The sequence below is a fragment of the Klebsiella sp. CD33 genome (genome assembly GCF_051992865.1).
Classification (GTDB): domain Bacteria; phylum Pseudomonadota; class Gammaproteobacteria; order Enterobacterales; family Enterobacteriaceae; genus Klebsiella; species Klebsiella pneumoniae.
On record NZ_CP197023.1, the window covers coordinates 1,459,308 to 1,477,977 of the forward strand.

An 18,670-nucleotide genomic window follows, 5' to 3' on the forward strand; every position below is an offset into this window, starting at 1 on the left:
CTGCATAAAACGATGTTAAAGGTGAAATATGTTGAGGGTCGTGCGAAGAGGGTACGTCTCTTGTTTCATAAGTTAAAAGACTTATTTATGATAATGCCTATTGGAATTTCTTATAGGTGGGCCGATGCTTCTGCGCCAACTTTCCTACTTTATCGCTGTGGCTGAACATTGTGGCTTTTCCCGCGCCGCCGCGGCGCTGCATGTCTCCCAGCCTGCGCTGTCACAGCAGATACGCCAGCTGGAAGCGATGCTGGAGGTTCAGCTTTTCGACCGCTCTGGCCGACGTATTCGCCTGACCGATGCCGGTGAGATCTGGCTGGAGTATGCCCGTCGCGCGTTACGCGACCTTGAGGAAGGTCGGCGCGCCTTGCATGACGCAGAAGATCTCCAGCACGGTAAACTCCGCATTGCTATGACGCCAACTTTCACTACCTATATGCTGGGCCCGCTGATGGAGGCGTACTACCGACGCTATCCTGGAGTAAAAGTGCTTATCCAGGAGATGAACCAGGAGCGGATGGAGGCGATGCTGCTGGAGGATGAACTGGATGTGGGGATTGCCTTTGACGACAGCCGGTCACAGGAAATTGTGGTTCAGCCGCTGCTGACGGAAACGCTTGCGCTGGTGGTGAGCCGTGCGCATCCGCTGGCAGGAGAGCGCGACTTGCAACTGCAGGCTCTCGACGCCCAGCCGCTAATTTTACTGAGCAGCGAGTTTGCTACCCGCGAGCAGATTGATCGTTATTGCCGCCTTCATCGGCTCGAACCAGACGTGCGGATGGAGGCCAACTCCATCGGGGCCGTTCTGTCGGTTATTCGAAGCACAACGTTAGCAACGCTGCTGCCGGCGGCGATCGCCGGGCAGTTTGATGATGTGGTGGCGATTGAGCTAAGACCTGCGCTGCTGCAGCGCACGGCCTGTTTATTGCAGCGGCAGGGCGCCTGGCAGAGCGCCGCAGCGCGCGAATTCATCACCCTGGCCCGAGAGAACGCGATAACGATTGAGCAGGAAAACCGCCAGTCCCTTGCCTGAAGGACTACGTTACTCGCCGGCGAACTGCGACTCACGGCTGGCTTCGCTGCCGATATCGCCTTCATCGGGCTGGGCATTCTCTATAAGCATGCCTTCTTCCTTAAGCCTTTCCAGCACGTGATGAAAGAGCTGAGTCTTGTCTGGCTCAGCCATATTCTGCAACTTCTCATTAAATACAGTATGGGACTGAACAAGATAATGGATAAATTCCAGCAATACCTCACTTTGCGGCAGGACGGTTAATTCCTGCTGGATGTAACGGGTTTGATCCAGTAGCGGATTTTTCGTCACGTCCATAGGCCGGGCGCTAATACTGTGGGCATATATTTTCTCAATGGCCTGGCTGGTGATATAGATGCGGTTCAATGATATCGAGGGGCGTTCGTCTTCCTCTGGAATGAAATGACAATAAACAAATGGTTTATCCGGCAGCATCATGCTGAGGCGGTTTTCGAAAAGAATATCATCTGGCGCCTCCAGCAGCGCCATTAGGTTCCGACAGTGTGGATGCCAGAGCCCTGAAGCAAATACCTTTACGTTGAACTGGGTTACCGTATTTCCGCGCAGGGTTTCCATCGTCGGAATATCGCCTTCAAGCCGCAGAATGCTGCGGATATGGGAGTGTTGCGACCAGACTGTTTCTCCTGCCTCGACTGAGGTAAATGGATTAAACGCGCTGGTTACCTCTTTTTCCTGATGGGAGAGAACGGCGATTTTTAATATTCCCGGCGTTGGGTTAAGCTTAAGACATAGATTGATTGCGCCAATATCATGCCAGTGAAGAATGTCTTCCAGTTCGCAGTTTAATAATTTTTGCGCCCGCGCCAGAGAGCAATACTCCATTGGCGGTAAATTATTTAGCTTCCAGATATTCCGTTCTGTAATATTCATAAGAATTGTATGTCGATGAAAAAATAAATCGCCATGGTGAGCAAAAGCATCAATGACAATGATTTATTTTTTCTGCTGACTTCCTTTACCTGATTAACAAAATCCATTCACATTGAGAATAATATATCGATAAATTGGCTGTTTTTATTGTTTTGCTGCCGCGTATTTACTCTTTCCCGTTATCTTATCATCTCTTATTCGTAGAGAAAAATAGTTTGCTGAATATAAGCGTTTCTTCCTGTTTAGCAACAATATTTAAGGTGAGTATGAGCGGAGCACGAAAAAAGGGACGGTCAATTTGGCAAACATTGTGGTCGGCAGGAAGTATCAAACAGACGCCTGCGGCGCCTGTCGAACCTACCTGTAGTTATTGCGGCATAGACAGGAAGCGGTCACCCGGTTGCGCGATGGCATACCAGGCCATCATTTCGGCAGTGCCTGGCTGGCCTTCAGCAGGCGCCCAGGCCATAGTGTCCATTTCGGCAAGCGGTTGATAAGCGCCTTGTTTGACTTCAAATACCATGCCTCCTGCGTCGAGCGAGAGCACCGTATGCCAGGTGCCAGCCTCCATTTCCAGCGCCGTACAGGTTTCACCCAGCACCACCCGGTTGGTGACCACGCCGTGGTCATCAAAATTCAGTACCACAAATCGGCCTTTCAGCGGCAGTAAAAGTTCGAAGGTATGTCTGTGCCGGTGGGGGCGGATATAGGTGCCGGGTTCCATGGCGATGGCCAGACGCTGTATCGGGTCGCTTAGTTCGGGATGAAAATTGCGATGGGCACGCAGGCGCGGAGCACTGGCTGCCGCTTCGCTCTGCTGCTGCATATCGCTGAGGGTGATCTGTTTCATATCAACGCCTGGCTCCTGTATCGTCCAGAGAAGGTTATAAAAGGTCGCGGCTAGTGACTGAAAAAGTCAGAAGGTATTGTACGCAGAAATGCGCGTTGCTGTCGGTTTATTGTGTGCGTGATTGACAAAGACACGTTCCTTTCTGGCAGGACTAACCATACTGAAATCGTTGGCTAATTATGATTACGAGAAGAATACGTTCTGGCTGGCGTTTAGGTCATCGTGGTCAATGGCGGGCAACGTTTATATGGTGTCCCCTGCAGGAATCGAACCTGCAACTAGCCCTTAGGAGGGGCTCGTTATATCCATTTAACTAAGGGGACATAGAACTTACTGATTTTTAAGCGTTCAGCTTGTGTTGCATGTTATCCTATCATTCCCCGTACCATCAAGCATTTCATTCCTTTTATTTCCTTTCCGTTCGCATCGATTCGCTTAGAAAATCACTTCGTTCACTTGCCATTGCGTACACATTGAGTACAGAATGCAGAATTTCAGTGTGTACAGGATACAGAGCCGTGGCCCTTAGTGATACCAAACTCCGTAGCATCAATGCTAAGCCATATAGCGGCGCAGCTGAGGTCACAGATGGTGACGGGCTGAGTGTACGCATAACTCCCACAGGCACGATCACATTCCAGTTTCGTTATCGCTGGAACGGTAAGCCCGTTCGCCTCTCCATTGGCCGCTATCCCGCTATGTCTCTCAAGGAGGCGCGCGTAGTCGTCGGTGAGATGCGCGAATTGTACCTCAAGGGACTAAACCCGAAAAATTATTTTGCCAAAGAAGATGGCGAGCTGACACTAAAAGAGTGCCTGGATCAGTGGTGGAGCAAGTATGTTGAAACGCTGAAGCCGAACACTCAGACGCTGTACAAGTCAGTTGTGTACAACACGATGTACACAGAATTCCCGGACGCTCCGGTAGTAAACATTCCTGTTTCGGCATGGGTGCGTTTCTTTGATAAGCAGGAAAAGAAGAACAGCAAAAAGGCCAGGGTACTTCTTCTACAGCTACGTTCAGTCATGAACTGGTGTATCAGCCGCCAGTTGATCCCATCGTGCGAGGTCCTGAAGCTTAGCGTTAAGACCATTGGCAAAAAACCTGATGTGGGTAGCCGTGTTCTCACGTATACCGAATTGGCAAAAATCTGGCTGGCGCTGGAGAACAACAAGATCGTTACCTCCAACAAGGTGCTTCATCAGCTGCTTTTGCTTTGGGGAGCCAGGCTATCAGAGCTGCGTCTAGCTACCGCCAGCGAATTCAACATGGATGATCTTATCTGGACGACGCCAGGAGAGCATTCCAAGATGGGTAACGTTATCCGTCGACCGGTGTTCGATCAGGTGAAACCTTTTGTTGAAAGACTCCTCAATGCAGGAAACGATGTTCTGTTTCCTGGCCAGGAACTGGACAAGCCTATAGATCGCTCGTCAGCAAATCTCTATATGAAAAAATTAAGGGATAAAATTGATATACCGGAATGGCGAACCCACGACTTCAGGCGCTCGCTTGTGACGAATTTATCAGGGGAAGGGGTTATGCCCCATGTCACCGAAAAAATGTTGGGGCATGAACTGGGAGGCGTGATGGCGGTGTATAACAAACATGATTGGCTGGTTGAACAGAAAGATGCTTATGAGTTATATGCCGATAGGATTTTCTGGCACGCAAAAAAGTTATGAATTAAATACTTGCTATTTACAATAAGTTTTTAAACGACAGCAGGAAAAACTTGGTAAATGCAAGGTGTTATTGTATATTTATTCTTAGCTGAATATTAACACAGGAGTTTAAATGATGGTTGCTGACGAAGGTGGATTAATAAAAGAAGTTAAGATTGGCGAGAAGGAAGTGGTTGATTCAACCACATATCTAATTCCTGCGCTAACCTCTAAATTAGAGGTGGTGCTCAGTGAAAACAAAAGGGTGGTAATCTTATTTTCAGAAGAAACGAAAGATAAAACCGTGCGTTATACTGGGGGAGCTGATGAATCAGGTATGGTATACACTATAAAGCTTATTAATTTTAGTAATGTACTCGGTGAAGGCGTCATGGAGCAAATTCCGTTTTTTAAAAGAAATGATACTCAATATTATATATCTCTATGGGTGAATACGAATGCTGATAAAAGCAGAGTATTAACTCTAACACTTACTAAAGGTTAATTCTTATGTCTGGGTTTAATGGGGATATAAATACTGCCATCAGTACTGGAAGAGATTCATTTGGAGAGGCAAATGATGGAACAGCTCTTTCAAATGCCAACTCAATCGCTAAAGTAATAGGTGAAGGGGAGAATGCAAAAAATAGTGTTGTTTGGAAAATAATTACTTATACTTTGTATATGTATACCGCTGTTATTTCAGTGATGATGATTAATGATATTTATAGGTACGGCGGTCTAAATTGCATTAATATTATAAAGGATACATGGGCGACGTATTCACCAATTCTTACATTGTCGCTGGGGTATATGTTTGGTAAAAGAGATAAGAAAGATTAAATATTTTTCACCTGATATGGCATTCAGTTTCATAGGCTTAAGTGAACTTGAATGCCATGTTTAATCTGGATTGGTGTTTTTTTCCACTACCTTTTGTTTATGCCACCATCATCAATCCATCTCATTACGGCTTTTCTGCTGTATCGTGTTGGATAAGTGAGAACAGGGCTAGGAAACCCATGGTCTTTACGTAAACGCCATACAGCTGTTTTTTTCTTCCCCAGCAATTCGAATACTTCTTTTTCTTCCATAAAGTCTGTAGAAGTCATAAGCACCTCATTCAAAATTACCGTTAAAAATACACGTTCCACACCCACCGCGAGCCCCTTCAGTACAAACATCACAGCGGTCTACTTTTTTACGAGGTCGTTCTTTGATGTGCAGCCTTGGTTCCCCGTCTTTTGGCTCCGGCCATGAGCGCTGCTTGTTCACCGCCAGTTTATCGATCATCGCCTGGGTAATCTGCGCATCAGTGATACCGGCACGGCGTTGCGCATCCCACATCAGGAATTGCATGTCAGCCCACTCGCTGAGGTCGCCGGGTTCGGCAGCTGCTTCAAGAGCCTCTTTCGAAAGATGCTTCAGCGGGCCAACCGGGCCGATATTGCCGAAAGTTGCCTGTGACCACTCGGCGTGCTCGTTGCGTACCTGGTCTCTGTCCATTGCGTCCAGTGCTATGCGGGCCAGCGCTTCAGCTTCTTCTGCTGGCAGCATTACGTTGCTTCCAGCTCCATAGGTTCCACGCCATGATTTAATTTTTTCCAGGCGCTCTCTCGCCAGTTTGTTGATATCAGTCATCGGAGTTATCCTCGCAGCAGTAGTGAGCGCCGTCCGGGTCAGTACTTTTGAAACCGCAGATATCACACTCAATTTCGTCATGGGCTTCTTCATCGCATTCGTGACTTTCCGGATCGTCGGCTTTGTAATAACCGCCGCACAAATTGCAGCGGACTTCTGCCACATCGTCATAGTTAGTAGTCCCGGCTATCATTTGTCGGCCCCCTCATGCAACTGCTCTGCGATGCACGAAAAAAAAGACTCCCGCGTATGACTGTTAAGAGCTGGGGCAAACGCCGCATTAAGAACGGCAGCATCACAGCCGTCATCGGTATAAAGCGCGATTTTTTTCTCCAGACGCGCTTTCGCTTCCTGCAGCTGCATACCCCGGCAGGCGCGCGGGATATATTCCGCAATCTGTGAAATAGCCTTTTCGTTCTGTTTAAACATGCTTCACCTCGATAGGCTTGATGGTGTCGAGCAGAAGCCGGCGGCGCGTATTTTCTGCAAAGTGACGGCGCCCTGTTTCTTTGTGGTAAAACTCGTTTTTGCCGACGACCCACATCCGCTCTGTCTGGTGCAGTTTTTTTACCTTCGGACCGTCTTTGGTGATAACGGTGCCGGTATGGGTTTTTACGATTGTCATACAGCCTCCCCAAGCACCCAGCGCAGAGCATCAGCGTAGTCACCGCTGGCACCTTCAAGGGCCTTTGTGATTTCTTTACGGGTTTTCAGACGCGGCTTTGCTTCACCAAGAACCTGGCGCTGTCGCCGGGCTTTTTCATGGCCGGTTGTGCCAGCAGTTGCCGCTTCGATTTCAGAGACCTTCTCCCGCTGCTCTTCGGGTTTAAGCGATGCCAGCTGACGCGCCTGGGTAACGGTAACTGTGCCAGCCTCCACCGCTTCCCTGACGGCCTGAGTAGCCTCGAGGAGGGAGAGCGTTGCTCGAACGGTCTGAACGCTGCAGCCAAACAACACCGCAATGTCGTCCTCATCGAGCCCGCGGTCGAGCGCGTCTGACATTTTTTTAGCCCTGCCAAGCGGTGTATCAGGTCGGCGAATTTCGTTTTCGCTGACCATGTATTTAGCCATCTGATTTGCTGATCCGCGCTTAACGACCCCAGGAACAAGCAGTGGGGCTTTGCCCTCTTTCAAAAGAAGCTTATTTGCCTCCAGGGTATGTTTTACGCGCTGACGGCCTACAACGACGCAGGTGAGCCCCGTTTCAGGGTCTTTCCAGACGATGATAGGTTCCAGTACACCCAGCTCTTTGATGTTCAGAACCATTCCTTCGTCGATAGGAAGGTGGACCCGTTCATCGTAAAGCGGGTGAGTTTTGTCGGTAACCAGATGCAGGCTTTCAGGTTCGAACGTTAAAACGTTCGTTTTGCCGCTGGCGCCGTATACAACCTTTGAGTCTTTAGCCATCAGAGAGCCTCCACGTTACGGAAGCTGGTAGGGGAAATTGCTTTCAAATCGCGCATTGCTTCGAGGACATGCAGATTTATGCGCTTCTTGGTATATCGCTCAGTAATACGATCACACTCCTTCGCCCAGGATTTGACCTCTGCGAGAAGGGCGTCACGTTCGGTGCGCGTCTGGCGCAGAGTTACATTCGAAACATCGAGGACGGTAGCCAGTTCCCTGATGATTGCTGCCTGTTCTGGTGGCATAGTTTTGGCTATTTCGTACGCCTGTTTAATCAGTTGTTTTGCTGTCTTAGCCATCTTTTGTTCTCCATCTGACGCGCTGCAACGCGTAAATTTAGGGTGCAGCAACCCAACCCATGAGAGTGGGTGAATAGCTGGTTAAAATTTCTTGCTGATGGGGGACCGCCACTGCAATGGCGGTACGTTAGTTCTCCACACAACGGAAAGAGCACTGAAGCACTGGAAACTCACTTGACTAACACAGTGCTTTTTCCTGTTGTGTGCCGGGCTTCCACCTGCTCCAATCTGTTTTTAAAGCCACTCAGATATCGTCTGGGCTGCGTCGTCTCCGTGCATCACACGTTTTCGCGACCGCTGAAAGAAATCTAAAATAATTTAGTTTTTTGGTCAAGGTGAATAAACTAAATATTCTTAGTTTTCACCATTGATAGAGTAGTGGAAAGGATTAGCGGCGCATCTGGCGGCGGTGTTCAACAACGACACCGATGATGGAAATTTTTTCAACAGCAGAGTTTAAAGCAGCAAAATCAGGGTTTAACGGGACCAATTCGAAAACCTCTTCACCATTTTCGTTGACACCCCTTGCACGGTATTTTTTAAAAGTGGCGTATTCACTACCGTTTTTGGCTACAACATAGTCCCCAGGACCTGGACACAAGTCAGGATCCACAATGATAGTGTCTCCCTCTTTGAACTCTGGCTCCATAGATTTTCCACGTACCTTAAGAGCGAAGGTACCAAACGAATGAGCGCCGTTTGTTAAAATGTAATCCACGGCACCCTCTAAATTACGAGCATCACTTTCAGATGTCCAAGTTCCTGCTTGAACCCAACTTATGATAGGGATCTGCATAGCGCCTAAGTTGCCAGGCGCTACATTGGAGAGTTCCTCTTTACCGGTGAGGAGAAAGTCCTCAGAAACACCAAAATACCGAGCTAATTTTGTCAGCGAGACTCCTCCGGGTATGTTTTGGTCTTTCTCCCAGTATCCAATGGTGACATCTGTCACTCCAACAACTTTACCCAGTTGCTTCTGGGTAAGCTTACGATCCTTTCTTAATGATTTTAAACGACTTCCAAATGTGCTCACTGTGGTTCGCCATGTTATGAAAACTAAATTATCTTAGCTTTAATTGACCTAAATTTGCTTTGGTCTTAATATCTAAATAAATTTAGGAGGGTGTATGACAACAACAGAGTTAGAAACGTTCTTCGGAACCCCCAACAAGGCAGCAGACTTCTTCGGTGTTTCTCCTGAGGCTTTTTATCAATGGCGAAAACGACCGGGCAGTCTGATCCCAAAAGGTCGTGCTGCAGAAGCTGCATATCGTACTAATGGGCAGCTTGTTTTTCGACCTGAACTTTACCAAAAGGCTACAGATTCAGCTGCTTGAAAGTAACTACAAAAGGAAAATCAATATGGTAGAGCCAAACCTCAAAGAAGCCGTCAAAGCGATGTGCAAAGCATATCCAGGTGGGCGCGAAGCAATGGCTGGCGCACTGGGAATGACCGTGACGCAGTTCAACAACAACCTCTACGAGAAAAACGGCTGTCGATTTTTTGAAGTATCGGAGCTGGAAGCGATGGAAGACATTTCCAACACGTCACTACTGGCAGACTACTTCGCCCGCCGTCGTGGTGCTCTGCTGGTGGATGTTCCACACCTGGAAGAGCTTGATCGCGTGGACTTGTTTAGCCGGGCAATGCGTACCTCTGCCGCCAGAGGGCAGGTTGATCAGATTATCGAACAGGCACTTGAGGATGGCGTTATTGAAAGGCATGAGGCCGAAGAAATCATGGTGCATCACCGCCGCCACCTGGCAGCTCGGGAAGAAGAGATTGCCGCAATTATCACGTTATTTTCACGCAAAAAGAAGTGACGCCAGCGAGTTGCAGCTCCTGGCGTCGTGGCGTGTCGTTATCAGTGGAGATTACTAACGCATGAACAGTTTATCAACACAATACCGCAGGTCGCAACTTGTAGCGCGGCCAGTTCCTGGTGGAGCAGGACCGGTGCAGTTCGTGTATGGGGTAAGAGTACCAGGCGGTTTCGAACCTGTCTGCTACCAGTTTGCTCAGTGGGTGGTAGGGGACTTTAACGGCCAGGCGGAGAAAGTATGCGAGAGCTCAACCGATGGTTCAGAGATCACTACGGTGTCCCGGTCAGGGTCATACGCTGGGAGCCCCAAACACAGCGCGTTATATACCTGCGTGAAGGGTACGAGCATGAATGCTTTAGCCCCCTCGAGCAATTCAGACGTAAATTCAGAGAAATAAAGGACGATCATGAGCACTAAATTAACAGGATACGTCTGGGACGCTTGTGCATCTTCGGGGATGAAGCTATCCAGCGTGGCAATCATGGCGCGCCTGGCTGACTTCAGCAACGATGAGGGGGTTTGCTGGCCTTCTATTGCGACCATATCCCGTCAGATTGGCGCTGGTGAAAGTACTGTCAGAACGGCGATAGCTGCACTTGAGAAAGAGGGGTGGCTCACTCGCACACAGCGCCGCAACGGCAACCGTAATGCATCGAACGTCTACCAGCTCAACGTTTCCAAACTACAGAAAGCGGCATTTTCTCACCTGTCAGTTTCTGACACATCAAAATCTGACACGTCAAAATCTGATGCGTCAAAAATTGACCCCTCAAAATTTGAGGCGTCGGAATCCATCAAAAAAACCAGTTTTGACCCGTCAGAATCTGGTGGGGATCCGTCAGTAAAATCAACTACTGATCCATCAGATATAAATCCTTCTTGTCCGGACGCTTCGCAACCGGACGAACAGGGCTCTGCTGATGAATTTCTGTCACGACATCCTGACGCGGTGGTGTACAGCGCTGCAAAGCGGCAGTGGGGCAGCCAGGACGATTTAACCTGCGCCCAGTTCATTTGGGGAAAAATTATCAGCATGTACGAACTGGCTGCTGAAAGTGATGGTGAGGTAGTTCGCCCTAAAGAACCAAACTGGACCGCATGGGCGAATGAGGTTCGCCTGATGGTGATGCAGGACGGGAGAACCCATAAGCAAATTTGCTCACTGTTCAAGCGCGCCAACAAAGATTCGTTCTGGTGTAAAAACGTACTCAGCCCGTCGAAGCTTCGGGAAAAATGGGATGAGCTGTCGTTAAAACTATCTGCTCCACTCAATAGCTCCCGCCAGGAGTCGTCCATTTCGCGAGCCAGCTTCGATGGGGTTGATTACTCATTGCCAGAAAACTCGGGGTTCCGCACATGAGTAAGCCATTTCTCAAATGGGCTGGTGGAAAGTATACCCAGCTGGCTGACCTGTTCGTGCATATCCCAGCAGGGAAACGCCTGATAGAGCCATTCGTTGGTGGTGGGTCGGTATTCCTGAACAGCGAAAAGCACGCAGATTACCTGCTGGCGGACGTTAACCCGGACCTGATTAATCTGTATCAGATGTTAGCGGTGGTGCCGGATGAAGTGGAATTAAAGGCCCGCTGGATGTTCGAGCACATGCGGTCACCAGATGGCTATGAGCTGATCCGTTCCGAGTTCAACGCTCAGACGCTGGATGCTACTGAACGCGCAGCTGCATTCCTGTATCTCAACCGGCATTGCTTCAATGGCCTGATGCGCTACAACCTGGCGAACAAGTTCAATGTGGGCTGGGGAGGCTACAAGGCCCCGTATTACCCGCTGGGCGAAATGAAATCCTTCGCCGCTATGGCGCATAACTGCGTGTTCATGACTGCTGATTACCGTCGGACAATCAGCCTGGCCGGGAAAGGGGATGTGGTTTACTGCGATCCGCCTTACGAACCGATGCCGGGAACAACCGGATTCACTGCCTACGCCGCTGGTGGTTTTAGCTGGGAGAACCAGGTGGACCTGGCGAAGCAATGCGTATCTGCCTTTCACCGTGGGGCTCGGGTAGTGATTTCTAACTCATCTGCACCGAAGGTTCTCGACCTGTACCGGGAGCAAGGTTTTAACCTGCAATTCATCAACGCGCGCCGTTCGATCTCCTGCAAAAGCAGTACGCGGGAAGTCGCAAAAGACGTTGTAGCGATCCTTTAAGGGGGCTAAATGAAACTGACTTTACCATTTCCACCGAGCGTAAATAGTTACTGGCGCGCTCCGAGCAAGGGACTGCTGAAAGGCAGGCATCTTGTAAGCGAGACAGGGCGAAAGTTTCAGCTGGCAGCGAGAGCAGCGATTATTGAGCAACTGCGGGCCGTTCCCCGGCCATCCTCTGATCTGGCCGAGGTTCACATTGTGTTGTATCCGCCGGATGAGCGCCGTCGGGATATCGATAACTACAACAAAGCGCTGTTCGATGCCCTGACCCTAACAGGCGTCTGGGAAGACGACAGTCAGGTTAAGCGTATGCTGGTGGAGTGGGGGAACATCGTGAAGAAAGGGAAAGTAGAAATCACCATCCGTCGTTTTCGTGCAGCTGCCTGACGTGGAGATGATATGAGAGCACTACTAACCCCTGAGATTGCCCCACGCATGGGCGTTGTTCTGCTTCGCCCAGGTGCTGATCTCATGCCGATGTTCAGGAGAGGGCGGGTACTGATTGAGCCTGCACCGGAAAAATACAGCGACTACGCAACTGGCGCTATCCCTCCCGCCACGCAGCCACTGGCAGGAGATCCGGTTTTGAAGCCAGTATTCGAAAACAAAGACGTCATTCTGCGCGCGGGTGGTATCAGCTCGCTGGAGGCCGAGCTGGAGCGTCGTTTTGAATGCCAGTATCCCCACGGCTCATGGCACAGCGAAAATTTTACGCTGTTCCGTCATGAGCCTGGCAGCATCCGCCTTTGCTGGGCCTGCGATAACCTGCTGCGTGATCAGTATACAGAGACGCTGGCAGGCATTGCGCGTGAGAACCTGGTATCCTGGCTGATAACGGTCATCCGCTCGCAGCTGGGGTTCAACGAAGACCATCAACTGACGATCCCCGAGTTGTGCTGGTGGCTGGTAATAAACAATCTGGCGCACGTCATCCCTGAATCGCTGGCCCGGAAAGCCCTGCGATTGCCGGAAATAAAGCATCAACCGGTGATGAAGGAGAGCGATATTGTGCCGGAGCCAGCGGCGAGCGAAGTGGTGCAGAAAAAGATTCTCGGTCTTCGTGTAGATCCTGAAACGCCGGAATCATTCATGCTGCGACCAAAGCGCCGCCGCTGGGTAAACGAGAGCTGGACGCGCTGGGTTAAGTCCCAGCAGTGTGTCTGCTGTAACAAACAAGCAGATGATCCCCATCACCTGATAGGCCACGGACAAGGTGGAATGGGAACAAAAGCGCATGACCTGTTTGTGTTGCCGCTTTGCAGAGCGCATCACGACGAGTTGCACGCTGACACCGTGGCATTTGAGGAGAAGCACGGCTCACAGCTTGAGCTGCTGTTTCGATTTCTGGATCGTTCGCTGGCAATTGGCGTGCTGGCATAGTGGAGAACGCATAATGATTAACCCGTCCGAGGTTGGAAAAGCTGGTGAAATGGTCAGGCTGAAAACGCTGGAGGCCATCTGGATTCAAGGGAAGCTGCGCATGTGGGGCCGCTGGTCTTACATCGGCGGCGGTAGTGGCGGCAATATGTTTAACCAGTTGCTGGCTTCCGGGAAAGTCACTAAAACAGCCATCAACGAAGCATTACGCCGGATGAAGAAGTCTGGCATCTCGAAGCCAGAGCTTGAGGCGTTTTTTCGTGAAATACTCGCGGGGAAAAACAAAAGCGGCTTGGCCTTCTGTACAGACGATGAAGGACTGCTGATTGATAAGGTACTGGGGGCAGTCCTCATTACGGGTGGTCACAAAGAGCTATACCACCTGCTGGTGGAGCATTACCGGTTACGGAAGAGCAAACGCCGCATAGCGGAAGAGCTCTATGAAAAGCATCCAGACTGGTGCTTTATGACATGCAGACGAAGAGTTGATACATGGCTAAGTTTGGCGGAATCGATGCTGTACGCACCAATGTGTGACGCATTCGGCACAAATGGCGACAGATTTTACTTGCAAAGTGAGCCAGAAACTGCTTGAATTGTGATAGGCTCGGGACGTTAAAGCGAACTGAGCAGAAAAACCAAAAATAACCCGCTCTCATGCGGGTTTTTTTATGTCTGTAATTCTCCGCGCCACGCTCGGCGCAATTCAACCACAGAGCCTTTCAGGGGTGAGCCATAGGGAATAGTCAGTGTGACTATCTCTGTGGGCTGATCATTCCTGAGCGCTGGCTCACCCGCTAAAAGGAAAGTCACTATGTTCGGTATCTTCAAAAAGAAAGCACGAAAAGCCGTCGTTGAAGTAAAGAAAATGGAAAACCGCGATGCGGTTGAGGCGACTGTATGGGGTGCTTACTCCATTGCGTATGCCGATGGTACCTGCGACGCGAAAGAAATCGCCACGCTGGAAAAAACCATTTCGGCGCTGCCTGCCTTCGCGCCGTTCGCCGGTGAGATCGCACAGATGAGCAGCAATATTCGAGCTCGATATGAAGCTTCACCACGTTCTGCTAACGCTCAGGCGCTGCGTGAATTGGCTGATATTGCGGGTTCAAATGATGCTGTTGATGTTCTTTGTCTGTGCCTCGATGTTGCTGACAATGACGGTATCGGCGAAGAAGAAGAGAAACAGCTGAAGAAAATTGCTCAGGCTCTGCAGCTTCCGCTGGATCAGTACCTGTGATCGGGAAACTTCGCTGGGCAGCCGCCGGGGTTTTGTTGTTTCTGGTGGTTGCTATCGACTTCACCAGTAAAATGTTGTCAATCCTGGCAGATGGCGTACTTGTGGCAGGGGTTGTTGCGTTAGTCTGGCCGCTTATCAAATCCAGCAATTAACACTGTGCAAAAGGCATTTTCGGGTGCCTTTGACAGAGTGTTACATATTGACTAACACAATGTTTACAAATTAGATTATCGACATGGTGAATCCCCCTATGCGGTGGGGCGACCAGTCACTTACAGTGATCTGTAAATGCAGCGCGGGCCATGTCGGCTGGGACATGCTCACCGGGAGGCACCCGGCACCATGCAATACTACTAAGACATTAGGTTGTGGGTTGCCGTTTCGGCTTCTCCAGCTATGTTTAAAAGGCAGTAACGGAAAAAGCGAGCGCTCTCCTGGTAAATCGGTAGCTCGGACTATTAGGTGCGTTTTCGTTTGTTACTACCTAGAATGCCTACTTTCTGCCCGTTCCTCTGAGCGGGTTTTTTTTCGCCATGAATAAGGCGCCTCTGAAAGCTGAGGTGCAAATCATTTGAGGCTGCGCTTATGCGTGGTCTTTTCTTTTTCCCCTCAATTCTGAGAGGACTCACAGCAATAAGAGGGGGCTTAATGTCCGATCCTTTAACTGGTACCGGCCTGATTTTTGGCGGTGGTTTAATTGGTTCCGTCATATATGGAGTTATCACTCATACCGATTTTGGTGTGGTATTTGGGGCTTTTGGCGGCGCGGTTTTTTATGTGGCAACGACCGCAAACCTGACACGTGGAAGGCAAATAGCTTACTTCATGACGTCGTTTATTGTCGGTGTTCTGGCTGCAGGATTATTAGGCTCAAAATTTACTACCTGGACAGGCTATACGGATCGTCCGCTTGATGCACTCGGTGCGGTGGTGGCATCTGCTGTCACCATCAAGGTCCTGACTTTCATTAACAGCCAGGACTTGAGCAGCCTGTTCGGATTACTTTCCCGATTAAGGGGAGGAGGTTCGAGTGGTAATAAATGACCCGGCAGCGCTGGTCAATGCGGTGATATGTGCCGTTATTGTCTGCGCTTTGATGTTTTATCAACGTCGCGGTGCCAGGCATCGCCCTGGTATCTCCATTCTTGCTTACTTGCTGGTATTGATTTACGCGAGCATTCCTTTCCAATTTATCTTCGGTCTTTACGTACAGTCCCACTGGCTGGTGGTAATGGCAAACGTAATGATATGCGCCGCCGTGCTGTGGGCACGGGGTAACGTGGCGCGTCTGGTCGATACACTGAGGCACTAATGAATCAATCACAATTCCAGAAGGCGGCTGGTATCAGCGCCGGGTTAGCTGCGCGCTGGTATCCGCATATTACAGCTGCGATGAAAGACTTCGGCATCACTGCTCCACTCGATCAGGCAATGTTCATTGCTCAATGCGGCCATGAAAGCCTCGGTTTTAACAGGGTGGTGGAGAATTTCAACTACAGCATCGCCGGGCTTGCTGATTTTGTTCGTTACGGCAGGTTAACGCAGGATCAGGCCAATTCCCTCGGGCGTAGCCAGTCGGAAACAGTGTTACCTCTGGAGCGCCAGCGGGCTATCGCCAACATTGTTTATAGCAAGCGGTTGGGTAACAACAGGGCAACTGATGGATGGGCTTATCGTGGGCGCGGACTTATTCAAATAACCGGATTGTCTAATTACAGGGACTGCGGTAACGGGCTGAAGGTTGATCTAGTGGCACAGCCAGAATTACTGGAGCAGTCCTCGTACGCGGCCCGTAGTGCAGCGTGGTTCTATGTCTCAAAAGGTTGCTTGAAATATCCGGGTGAGCTTGTCCGGGTTACTCAGATTATCAACGGCGGACAAAACGGGATTAATAACCGGCGCGCTCGCTTCCTGAAAGCAAAATCGGTACTGGTGGTGTGATCATGGGAATCGAAGCTATCGCGGGGCTGGTGGTTGTCATCCTGGGTGCTATCGCTGGCGCGTTCGGCATCGGCCATGCTCGCGGGACCAGTAAGGCAGAAGCCAAAGCCGATCAGCAGCGTACCGAAGAGAACGCCGCCGCCACCGTCGCCGCGGCAGAACGTAAGGCGGAAGTTGTGAAGGAGGCAAGCGATGTACAGCAAACCGTTAGTCATATGCCTGATGACGATGTTGATCGCGAGCTGCGCGAAAAGTTTACCCGCCCCGGTAGTCGTTGATACGGCCTGCAGCTGGGTGAGGGTCATCTACCTGACCGACCACGATATCGACGTGCTGGATAAGCAGACCAAGCGCGACATTCTGGCGCACAACATATCGGTGCAGGCTAACTGCCCGAACCTTAACCCCACTAAGGGATAAATCAGTCTTCATCCCCGCATGAGGATATTACAGAAGCCACTCTGTTAGTGGCTTCGATAATGCTCCCCCATCGCATAGAGGTAAAACATGTCAGAAATTACACCTGCAGAACAAATCCGCCTGACCATCATTAAGAAAGTTAACTACGACACCGCAGCGGCCAAGCTGGCCATTGACTGGGTTGGTGATAGCAATCTGAAAGCTGAGCTATTCGCTGACTCTTTCGATCGCGTCTTCACTGAAAGTGAGATTGTCTCGAAGACCCGTAAGGCCATCCAGGAAGCGACCGAGGCGCTGGCGCTGTTTGATACCATCGCAGAACAGGCGAGCTAAGGCATTACAGCAGGCATTCACTGAGTGCCTGTGATAATGTCCTTGTTAATTTTAACGCGAGGATTGAGCTAATGCTTTGGACTTCAGTGAAATTTAAAATGCCTGAAACTACGAAAATGACGTCGTGGTTTATCGTTAATACAGCGAAGGGGGTTGGTGTCACAACTTACTCACCACTGAACGGTTTCTCAAAAACAGTCTTCATAGATAACGAAACACATCACGATTTAGAGGTTACTCATTGGATGCCGCTGCCTCATCCGCCTGAGAGTTAATAATTCGAACTCAAAATGGATTAGTTTTCCCACCTCACTCAAGCCACTGGCATTTGCCGGTGGCTTTTTCATTGGAGGCTGTATGCGCCTGACAGTTCTCGACGACGATCCGGGTGAACGCATCGAACCCGGTCGCGAGCGTATCACGGTGTACCTCGATAGTGTTGAGGTGAAGCACGTCTTCTCGGCTGATAGCGATAAAGGCGAAGTGATTGCCGCCATGCTTGATAGCCGGGGTTACCTCACTGCTGAGAACGGCGAGGTTAAGCGCGAGACTCTGTTCGGTCACGTGAGGATAGAGCGATGCCCGCGCTGATACCCCGCGCTTGCCGCAAGCGTGGATGCCCTGGCACCACCACTGACCGTTCGGGATATTGCGAGAAGCATCGCAATGAGGGATGGCAGCAGCACCAGCAGGGCAAGAGCAGGCATGAGCGCGGCTATGGTAGCCAATGGGATATCAGACGTGCGCGCATCCTAAAGCGTGACAATCATCTGTGTCAGAACTGTTTGCGCAACGGTCGTGCGGTAGCAGCTAAGACCGTGGACCATATCAAGGCTAAGGCTCATGGGGGTACCGATGATGATTCGAATCTTGAAAGCCTGTGCTGGCCCTGTCACAGAACGAAAACCGGCCGTGAGCGCTTCAAATGATATCAATTCCCATTTGGATGGCGACAGGGAGGGGGCGGGTCAAATCCCTGACGGCAAAGGCCCAAAGGACCGCCGCCTAACCTTTTTTCACACCGCCGCAGGTTAGAAAACTTTTTTTTGGGGTCCCCCATCCAATGATTAATAGGAGTTTTCGATTATGCCTGGACCACCGAAAACCCCGACACATCTGGCTTTAGTGAAGGGGAACCCATCCAAGCGCCCGATCAATAAGAACGAGCCAAAACCCCCGTCAGGGGTCCCCCCAATACCGAAACATTTCGATAAACAGGGTAAGTACTGGTTCAAGCGTATTGGTGAGGAACTTGATGCCGTCGGCGTGTTGACCACGCTGGATGCTAAAGCGCTGGAGTTGTTGATAGAAGCCTATGTTGAATACCGGCATCACTGCGACACGCTTGATCGTGAAGGTTACACCTATGCCGTCTACAGCGAAGATGATTCAGACAAAGGAGGGGAGCGGGAAATCAGAATGATCAAACCGCACCCTGCAGCAGTCATGAAGGCTGACGCGTGGAAACGGATCAGAGCGATGCTGAGCGAATTCGGCATGACACCTGCCAGCCGATCAAAGGTTGGTGCAAATGGCCCGGCAGAAGCCGACCCACTGGAAGAATTTCTTAAAAAGCGCAAATGA

At 50.2% G+C, this 18,670-nt stretch carries 32 protein-coding genes, 1 tRNA gene and 1 pseudogene; 24 read left to right on the forward strand and 10 right to left on the reverse strand.

Annotation, left to right across the window (positions count from 1 at the left end):
- Positions 1–124 precede the first annotated feature (124 nt).
- The gene (gene cynR / locus ACR809_RS07305; protein WP_032432289.1) at positions 125–1,033 is read left to right on the forward strand and encodes a transcriptional regulator CynR; all 909 of its coding nucleotides are present in this window, start codon (positions 125–127) and stop codon (positions 1,031–1,033) included.
- A 9-nt stretch (positions 1,034–1,042) separates the two neighbouring features.
- Here cynR and ACR809_RS07310 read toward each other — a convergent pair whose 3' ends face one another.
- From ACR809_RS07310 to ACR809_RS07320, 3 genes are all read right to left on the reverse strand, one after another.
- Complete coding sequence (locus ACR809_RS07310; RefSeq protein WP_032417382.1) at positions 1,043–1,924, reverse strand: hypothetical protein; 882 nt, start codon at positions 1,922–1,924, stop codon at positions 1,043–1,045.
- A 367-nt stretch (positions 1,925–2,291) separates the two neighbouring features.
- Entirely contained in the window at positions 2,292–2,774 is a 483-nt protein-coding gene (locus tag ACR809_RS07315) for a WbuC family cupin fold metalloprotein (RefSeq protein WP_004174945.1), read from the reverse strand.
- Between the two features lie 248 nt (positions 2,775–3,022).
- Positions 3,023–3,097: transfer RNA gene (locus ACR809_RS07320), tRNA-Arg, on the reverse strand.
- Positions 3,098–3,292: 195 nt separating this feature from the next.
- Between ACR809_RS07320 and ACR809_RS07325 the strand changes: the two genes are divergently transcribed.
- The 3 genes from ACR809_RS07325 (at position 3,293) to ACR809_RS07335 (ending at position 5,281) form a co-directional block, all read left to right on the forward strand.
- The gene (locus ACR809_RS07325) at positions 3,293–4,459 is read left to right on the forward strand and encodes a tyrosine-type recombinase/integrase (protein WP_122051155.1); all 1,167 of its coding nucleotides are present in this window, start codon (positions 3,293–3,295) and stop codon (positions 4,457–4,459) included.
- A 112-nt stretch (positions 4,460–4,571) separates the two neighbouring features.
- Positions 4,572–4,943, forward strand: coding sequence for a DUF6864 domain-containing function (locus ACR809_RS07330; RefSeq protein ID WP_106938827.1), 372 nt, complete (start codon positions 4,572–4,574; stop codon positions 4,941–4,943).
- 5 nt (positions 4,944–4,948) lie between these two features.
- Positions 4,949–5,281: a hypothetical protein gene (locus tag ACR809_RS07335; protein WP_100116692.1), complete on the forward strand. Its 333-nt coding sequence runs from the start codon at positions 4,949–4,951 to the stop codon at positions 5,279–5,281.
- An 86-nt stretch (positions 5,282–5,367) separates the two neighbouring features.
- Here the strand turns inward: ACR809_RS07335 and ACR809_RS07340 are convergent, their stop codons facing one another.
- The 7 genes and pseudogenes from ACR809_RS07340 to ACR809_RS07370 form a co-directional block, all read right to left on the reverse strand.
- A complete protein-coding gene (locus ACR809_RS07340) occupies positions 5,368–5,550 on the reverse strand; it encodes a helix-turn-helix transcriptional regulator (RefSeq protein WP_135717002.1) in 183 nt (60 codons plus the stop codon).
- 94 nt (positions 5,551–5,644) lie between these two features.
- Positions 5,645–5,947: pseudogene (locus ACR809_RS07345) on the reverse strand (DUF550 domain-containing protein); the annotation flags it as partial.
- A gap of 321 nt (positions 5,948–6,268) precedes the next feature.
- Positions 6,269–6,508 carry a hypothetical protein gene (locus ACR809_RS07350; protein WP_071033563.1) on the reverse strand — a complete coding sequence of 80 codons (240 nt, stop codon included), beginning with the start codon at positions 6,506–6,508 and terminating at the stop codon, positions 6,269–6,271.
- The gene (locus tag ACR809_RS07355; protein WP_000158002.1) at positions 6,501–6,704 is read right to left on the reverse strand and encodes a hypothetical protein; all 204 of its coding nucleotides are present in this window, start codon (positions 6,702–6,704) and stop codon (positions 6,501–6,503) included. The genes ACR809_RS07350 and ACR809_RS07355 overlap by 8 nt, the downstream gene beginning before the upstream one ends.
- Complete coding sequence (locus ACR809_RS07360; RefSeq protein WP_122051158.1) at positions 6,701–7,486, reverse strand: ParB/RepB/Spo0J family partition protein; 786 nt, start codon at positions 7,484–7,486, stop codon at positions 6,701–6,703. The genes ACR809_RS07355 and ACR809_RS07360 overlap by 4 nt, the downstream gene beginning before the upstream one ends.
- Entirely contained in the window at positions 7,486–7,785 is a 300-nt protein-coding gene (locus ACR809_RS07365; RefSeq protein WP_122051159.1) for a hypothetical protein, read from the reverse strand. The genes ACR809_RS07360 and ACR809_RS07365 overlap by 1 nt, the downstream gene beginning before the upstream one ends.
- 388 nt (positions 7,786–8,173) lie before the next feature.
- Positions 8,174–8,818, reverse strand: coding sequence for a LexA family protein (locus ACR809_RS07370; protein WP_019705289.1), 645 nt, complete (start codon positions 8,816–8,818; stop codon positions 8,174–8,176).
- A 94-nt stretch (positions 8,819–8,912) separates the two neighbouring features.
- Here ACR809_RS07370 and ACR809_RS07375 point away from each other — a divergent pair, with 94 nt between their 5' ends.
- From ACR809_RS07375 to ACR809_RS07470, 20 genes are all read left to right on the forward strand, one after another.
- Positions 8,913–9,122, forward strand: a complete 210-nt coding sequence (locus tag ACR809_RS07375; RefSeq protein WP_024176406.1) for a Cro/CI family transcriptional regulator — start codon at positions 8,913–8,915, stop codon at positions 9,120–9,122.
- Positions 9,123–9,147: 25 nt separating this feature from the next.
- The gene (locus ACR809_RS07380; RefSeq protein WP_004213338.1) at positions 9,148–9,609 is read left to right on the forward strand and encodes a YmfL family putative regulatory protein; all 462 of its coding nucleotides are present in this window, start codon (positions 9,148–9,150) and stop codon (positions 9,607–9,609) included.
- Positions 9,610–9,846: 237 nt separating this feature from the next.
- The gene (locus ACR809_RS07385; protein WP_001208720.1) at positions 9,847–10,026 is read left to right on the forward strand and encodes a DUF4222 domain-containing protein; all 180 of its coding nucleotides are present in this window, start codon (positions 9,847–9,849) and stop codon (positions 10,024–10,026) included.
- A complete protein-coding gene (locus ACR809_RS07390; protein WP_048269253.1) occupies positions 10,016–10,969 on the forward strand; it encodes a helix-turn-helix domain-containing protein in 954 nt (317 codons plus the stop codon). Before ACR809_RS07385 ends, ACR809_RS07390 begins: the two co-directional genes overlap by 11 nt.
- A complete protein-coding gene (locus ACR809_RS07395) occupies positions 10,966–11,775 on the forward strand; it encodes a DNA adenine methylase (RefSeq protein WP_116962621.1) in 810 nt (269 codons plus the stop codon). The genes ACR809_RS07390 and ACR809_RS07395 overlap by 4 nt, the downstream gene beginning before the upstream one ends.
- A 9-nt stretch (positions 11,776–11,784) precedes the next feature.
- On the forward strand, positions 11,785–12,162 hold the full coding sequence (locus ACR809_RS07400; RefSeq protein WP_122051160.1) for a RusA family crossover junction endodeoxyribonuclease: 378 nt from the start codon (positions 11,785–11,787) through the stop codon (positions 12,160–12,162).
- 12 nt (positions 12,163–12,174) lie between these two features.
- Positions 12,175–13,155 carry a DUF968 domain-containing protein gene (locus tag ACR809_RS07405; RefSeq protein WP_064164646.1) on the forward strand — a complete coding sequence of 327 codons (981 nt, stop codon included), beginning with the start codon at positions 12,175–12,177 and terminating at the stop codon, positions 13,153–13,155.
- 13 nt (positions 13,156–13,168) lie between these two features.
- Complete coding sequence (locus tag ACR809_RS07410; RefSeq protein WP_004899672.1) at positions 13,169–13,747, forward strand: DUF1133 family protein; 579 nt, start codon at positions 13,169–13,171, stop codon at positions 13,745–13,747.
- A gap of 219 nt (positions 13,748–13,966) precedes the next feature.
- Entirely contained in the window at positions 13,967–14,392 is a 426-nt protein-coding gene (locus tag ACR809_RS07415) for a tellurite resistance TerB family protein (protein WP_064171956.1), read from the forward strand.
- Complete coding sequence (locus tag ACR809_RS07420; protein WP_032434891.1) at positions 14,389–14,544, forward strand: DUF3927 family protein; 156 nt, start codon at positions 14,389–14,391, stop codon at positions 14,542–14,544. Before ACR809_RS07415 ends, ACR809_RS07420 begins: the two co-directional genes overlap by 4 nt.
- Before the next feature lie 496 nt (positions 14,545–15,040).
- Positions 15,041–15,436 (forward strand): phage holin family protein, encoded by a 396-nt coding sequence (locus ACR809_RS07425; protein WP_141437253.1) that lies wholly within the window; start codon positions 15,041–15,043, stop codon positions 15,434–15,436.
- Complete coding sequence (locus tag ACR809_RS07430; protein ID WP_008806056.1) at positions 15,423–15,704, forward strand: phage holin family protein; 282 nt, start codon at positions 15,423–15,425, stop codon at positions 15,702–15,704. Before ACR809_RS07425 ends, ACR809_RS07430 begins: the two co-directional genes overlap by 14 nt.
- On the forward strand, positions 15,704–16,333 hold the full coding sequence (locus ACR809_RS07435) for a glycoside hydrolase family 19 protein (RefSeq protein WP_122051162.1): 630 nt from the start codon (positions 15,704–15,706) through the stop codon (positions 16,331–16,333). The genes ACR809_RS07430 and ACR809_RS07435 overlap by 1 nt, the downstream gene beginning before the upstream one ends.
- 2 nt (positions 16,334–16,335) lie before the next feature.
- Positions 16,336–16,611, forward strand: a complete 276-nt coding sequence (locus ACR809_RS07440; protein ID WP_032448071.1) for a hypothetical protein — start codon at positions 16,336–16,338, stop codon at positions 16,609–16,611.
- Positions 16,562–16,753 (forward strand): hypothetical protein, encoded by a 192-nt coding sequence (locus ACR809_RS07445; RefSeq protein ID WP_004899656.1) that lies wholly within the window; start codon positions 16,562–16,564, stop codon positions 16,751–16,753. Before ACR809_RS07440 ends, ACR809_RS07445 begins: the two co-directional genes overlap by 50 nt.
- Positions 16,754–16,840: 87 nt before the next feature.
- The gene (locus ACR809_RS07450; RefSeq protein ID WP_020804326.1) at positions 16,841–17,086 is read left to right on the forward strand and encodes a DUF2560 family protein; all 246 of its coding nucleotides are present in this window, start codon (positions 16,841–16,843) and stop codon (positions 17,084–17,086) included.
- Positions 17,087–17,157: 71 nt separating this feature from the next.
- Entirely contained in the window at positions 17,158–17,361 is a 204-nt protein-coding gene (locus ACR809_RS07455; RefSeq protein ID WP_004899651.1) for a DUF551 domain-containing protein, read from the forward strand.
- Positions 17,362–17,443: 82 nt separating this feature from the next.
- Entirely contained in the window at positions 17,444–17,677 is a 234-nt protein-coding gene (locus ACR809_RS07460) for a hypothetical protein (protein ID WP_122051163.1), read from the forward strand.
- The gene (locus ACR809_RS07465) at positions 17,665–18,015 is read left to right on the forward strand and encodes an HNH endonuclease (RefSeq protein ID WP_004899645.1); all 351 of its coding nucleotides are present in this window, start codon (positions 17,665–17,667) and stop codon (positions 18,013–18,015) included. Before ACR809_RS07460 ends, ACR809_RS07465 begins: the two co-directional genes overlap by 13 nt.
- 157 nt (positions 18,016–18,172) lie before the next feature.
- On the forward strand, positions 18,173–18,670 hold the full coding sequence (locus ACR809_RS07470; protein WP_202688288.1) for a phage terminase small subunit P27 family: 498 nt from the start codon (positions 18,173–18,175) through the stop codon (positions 18,668–18,670).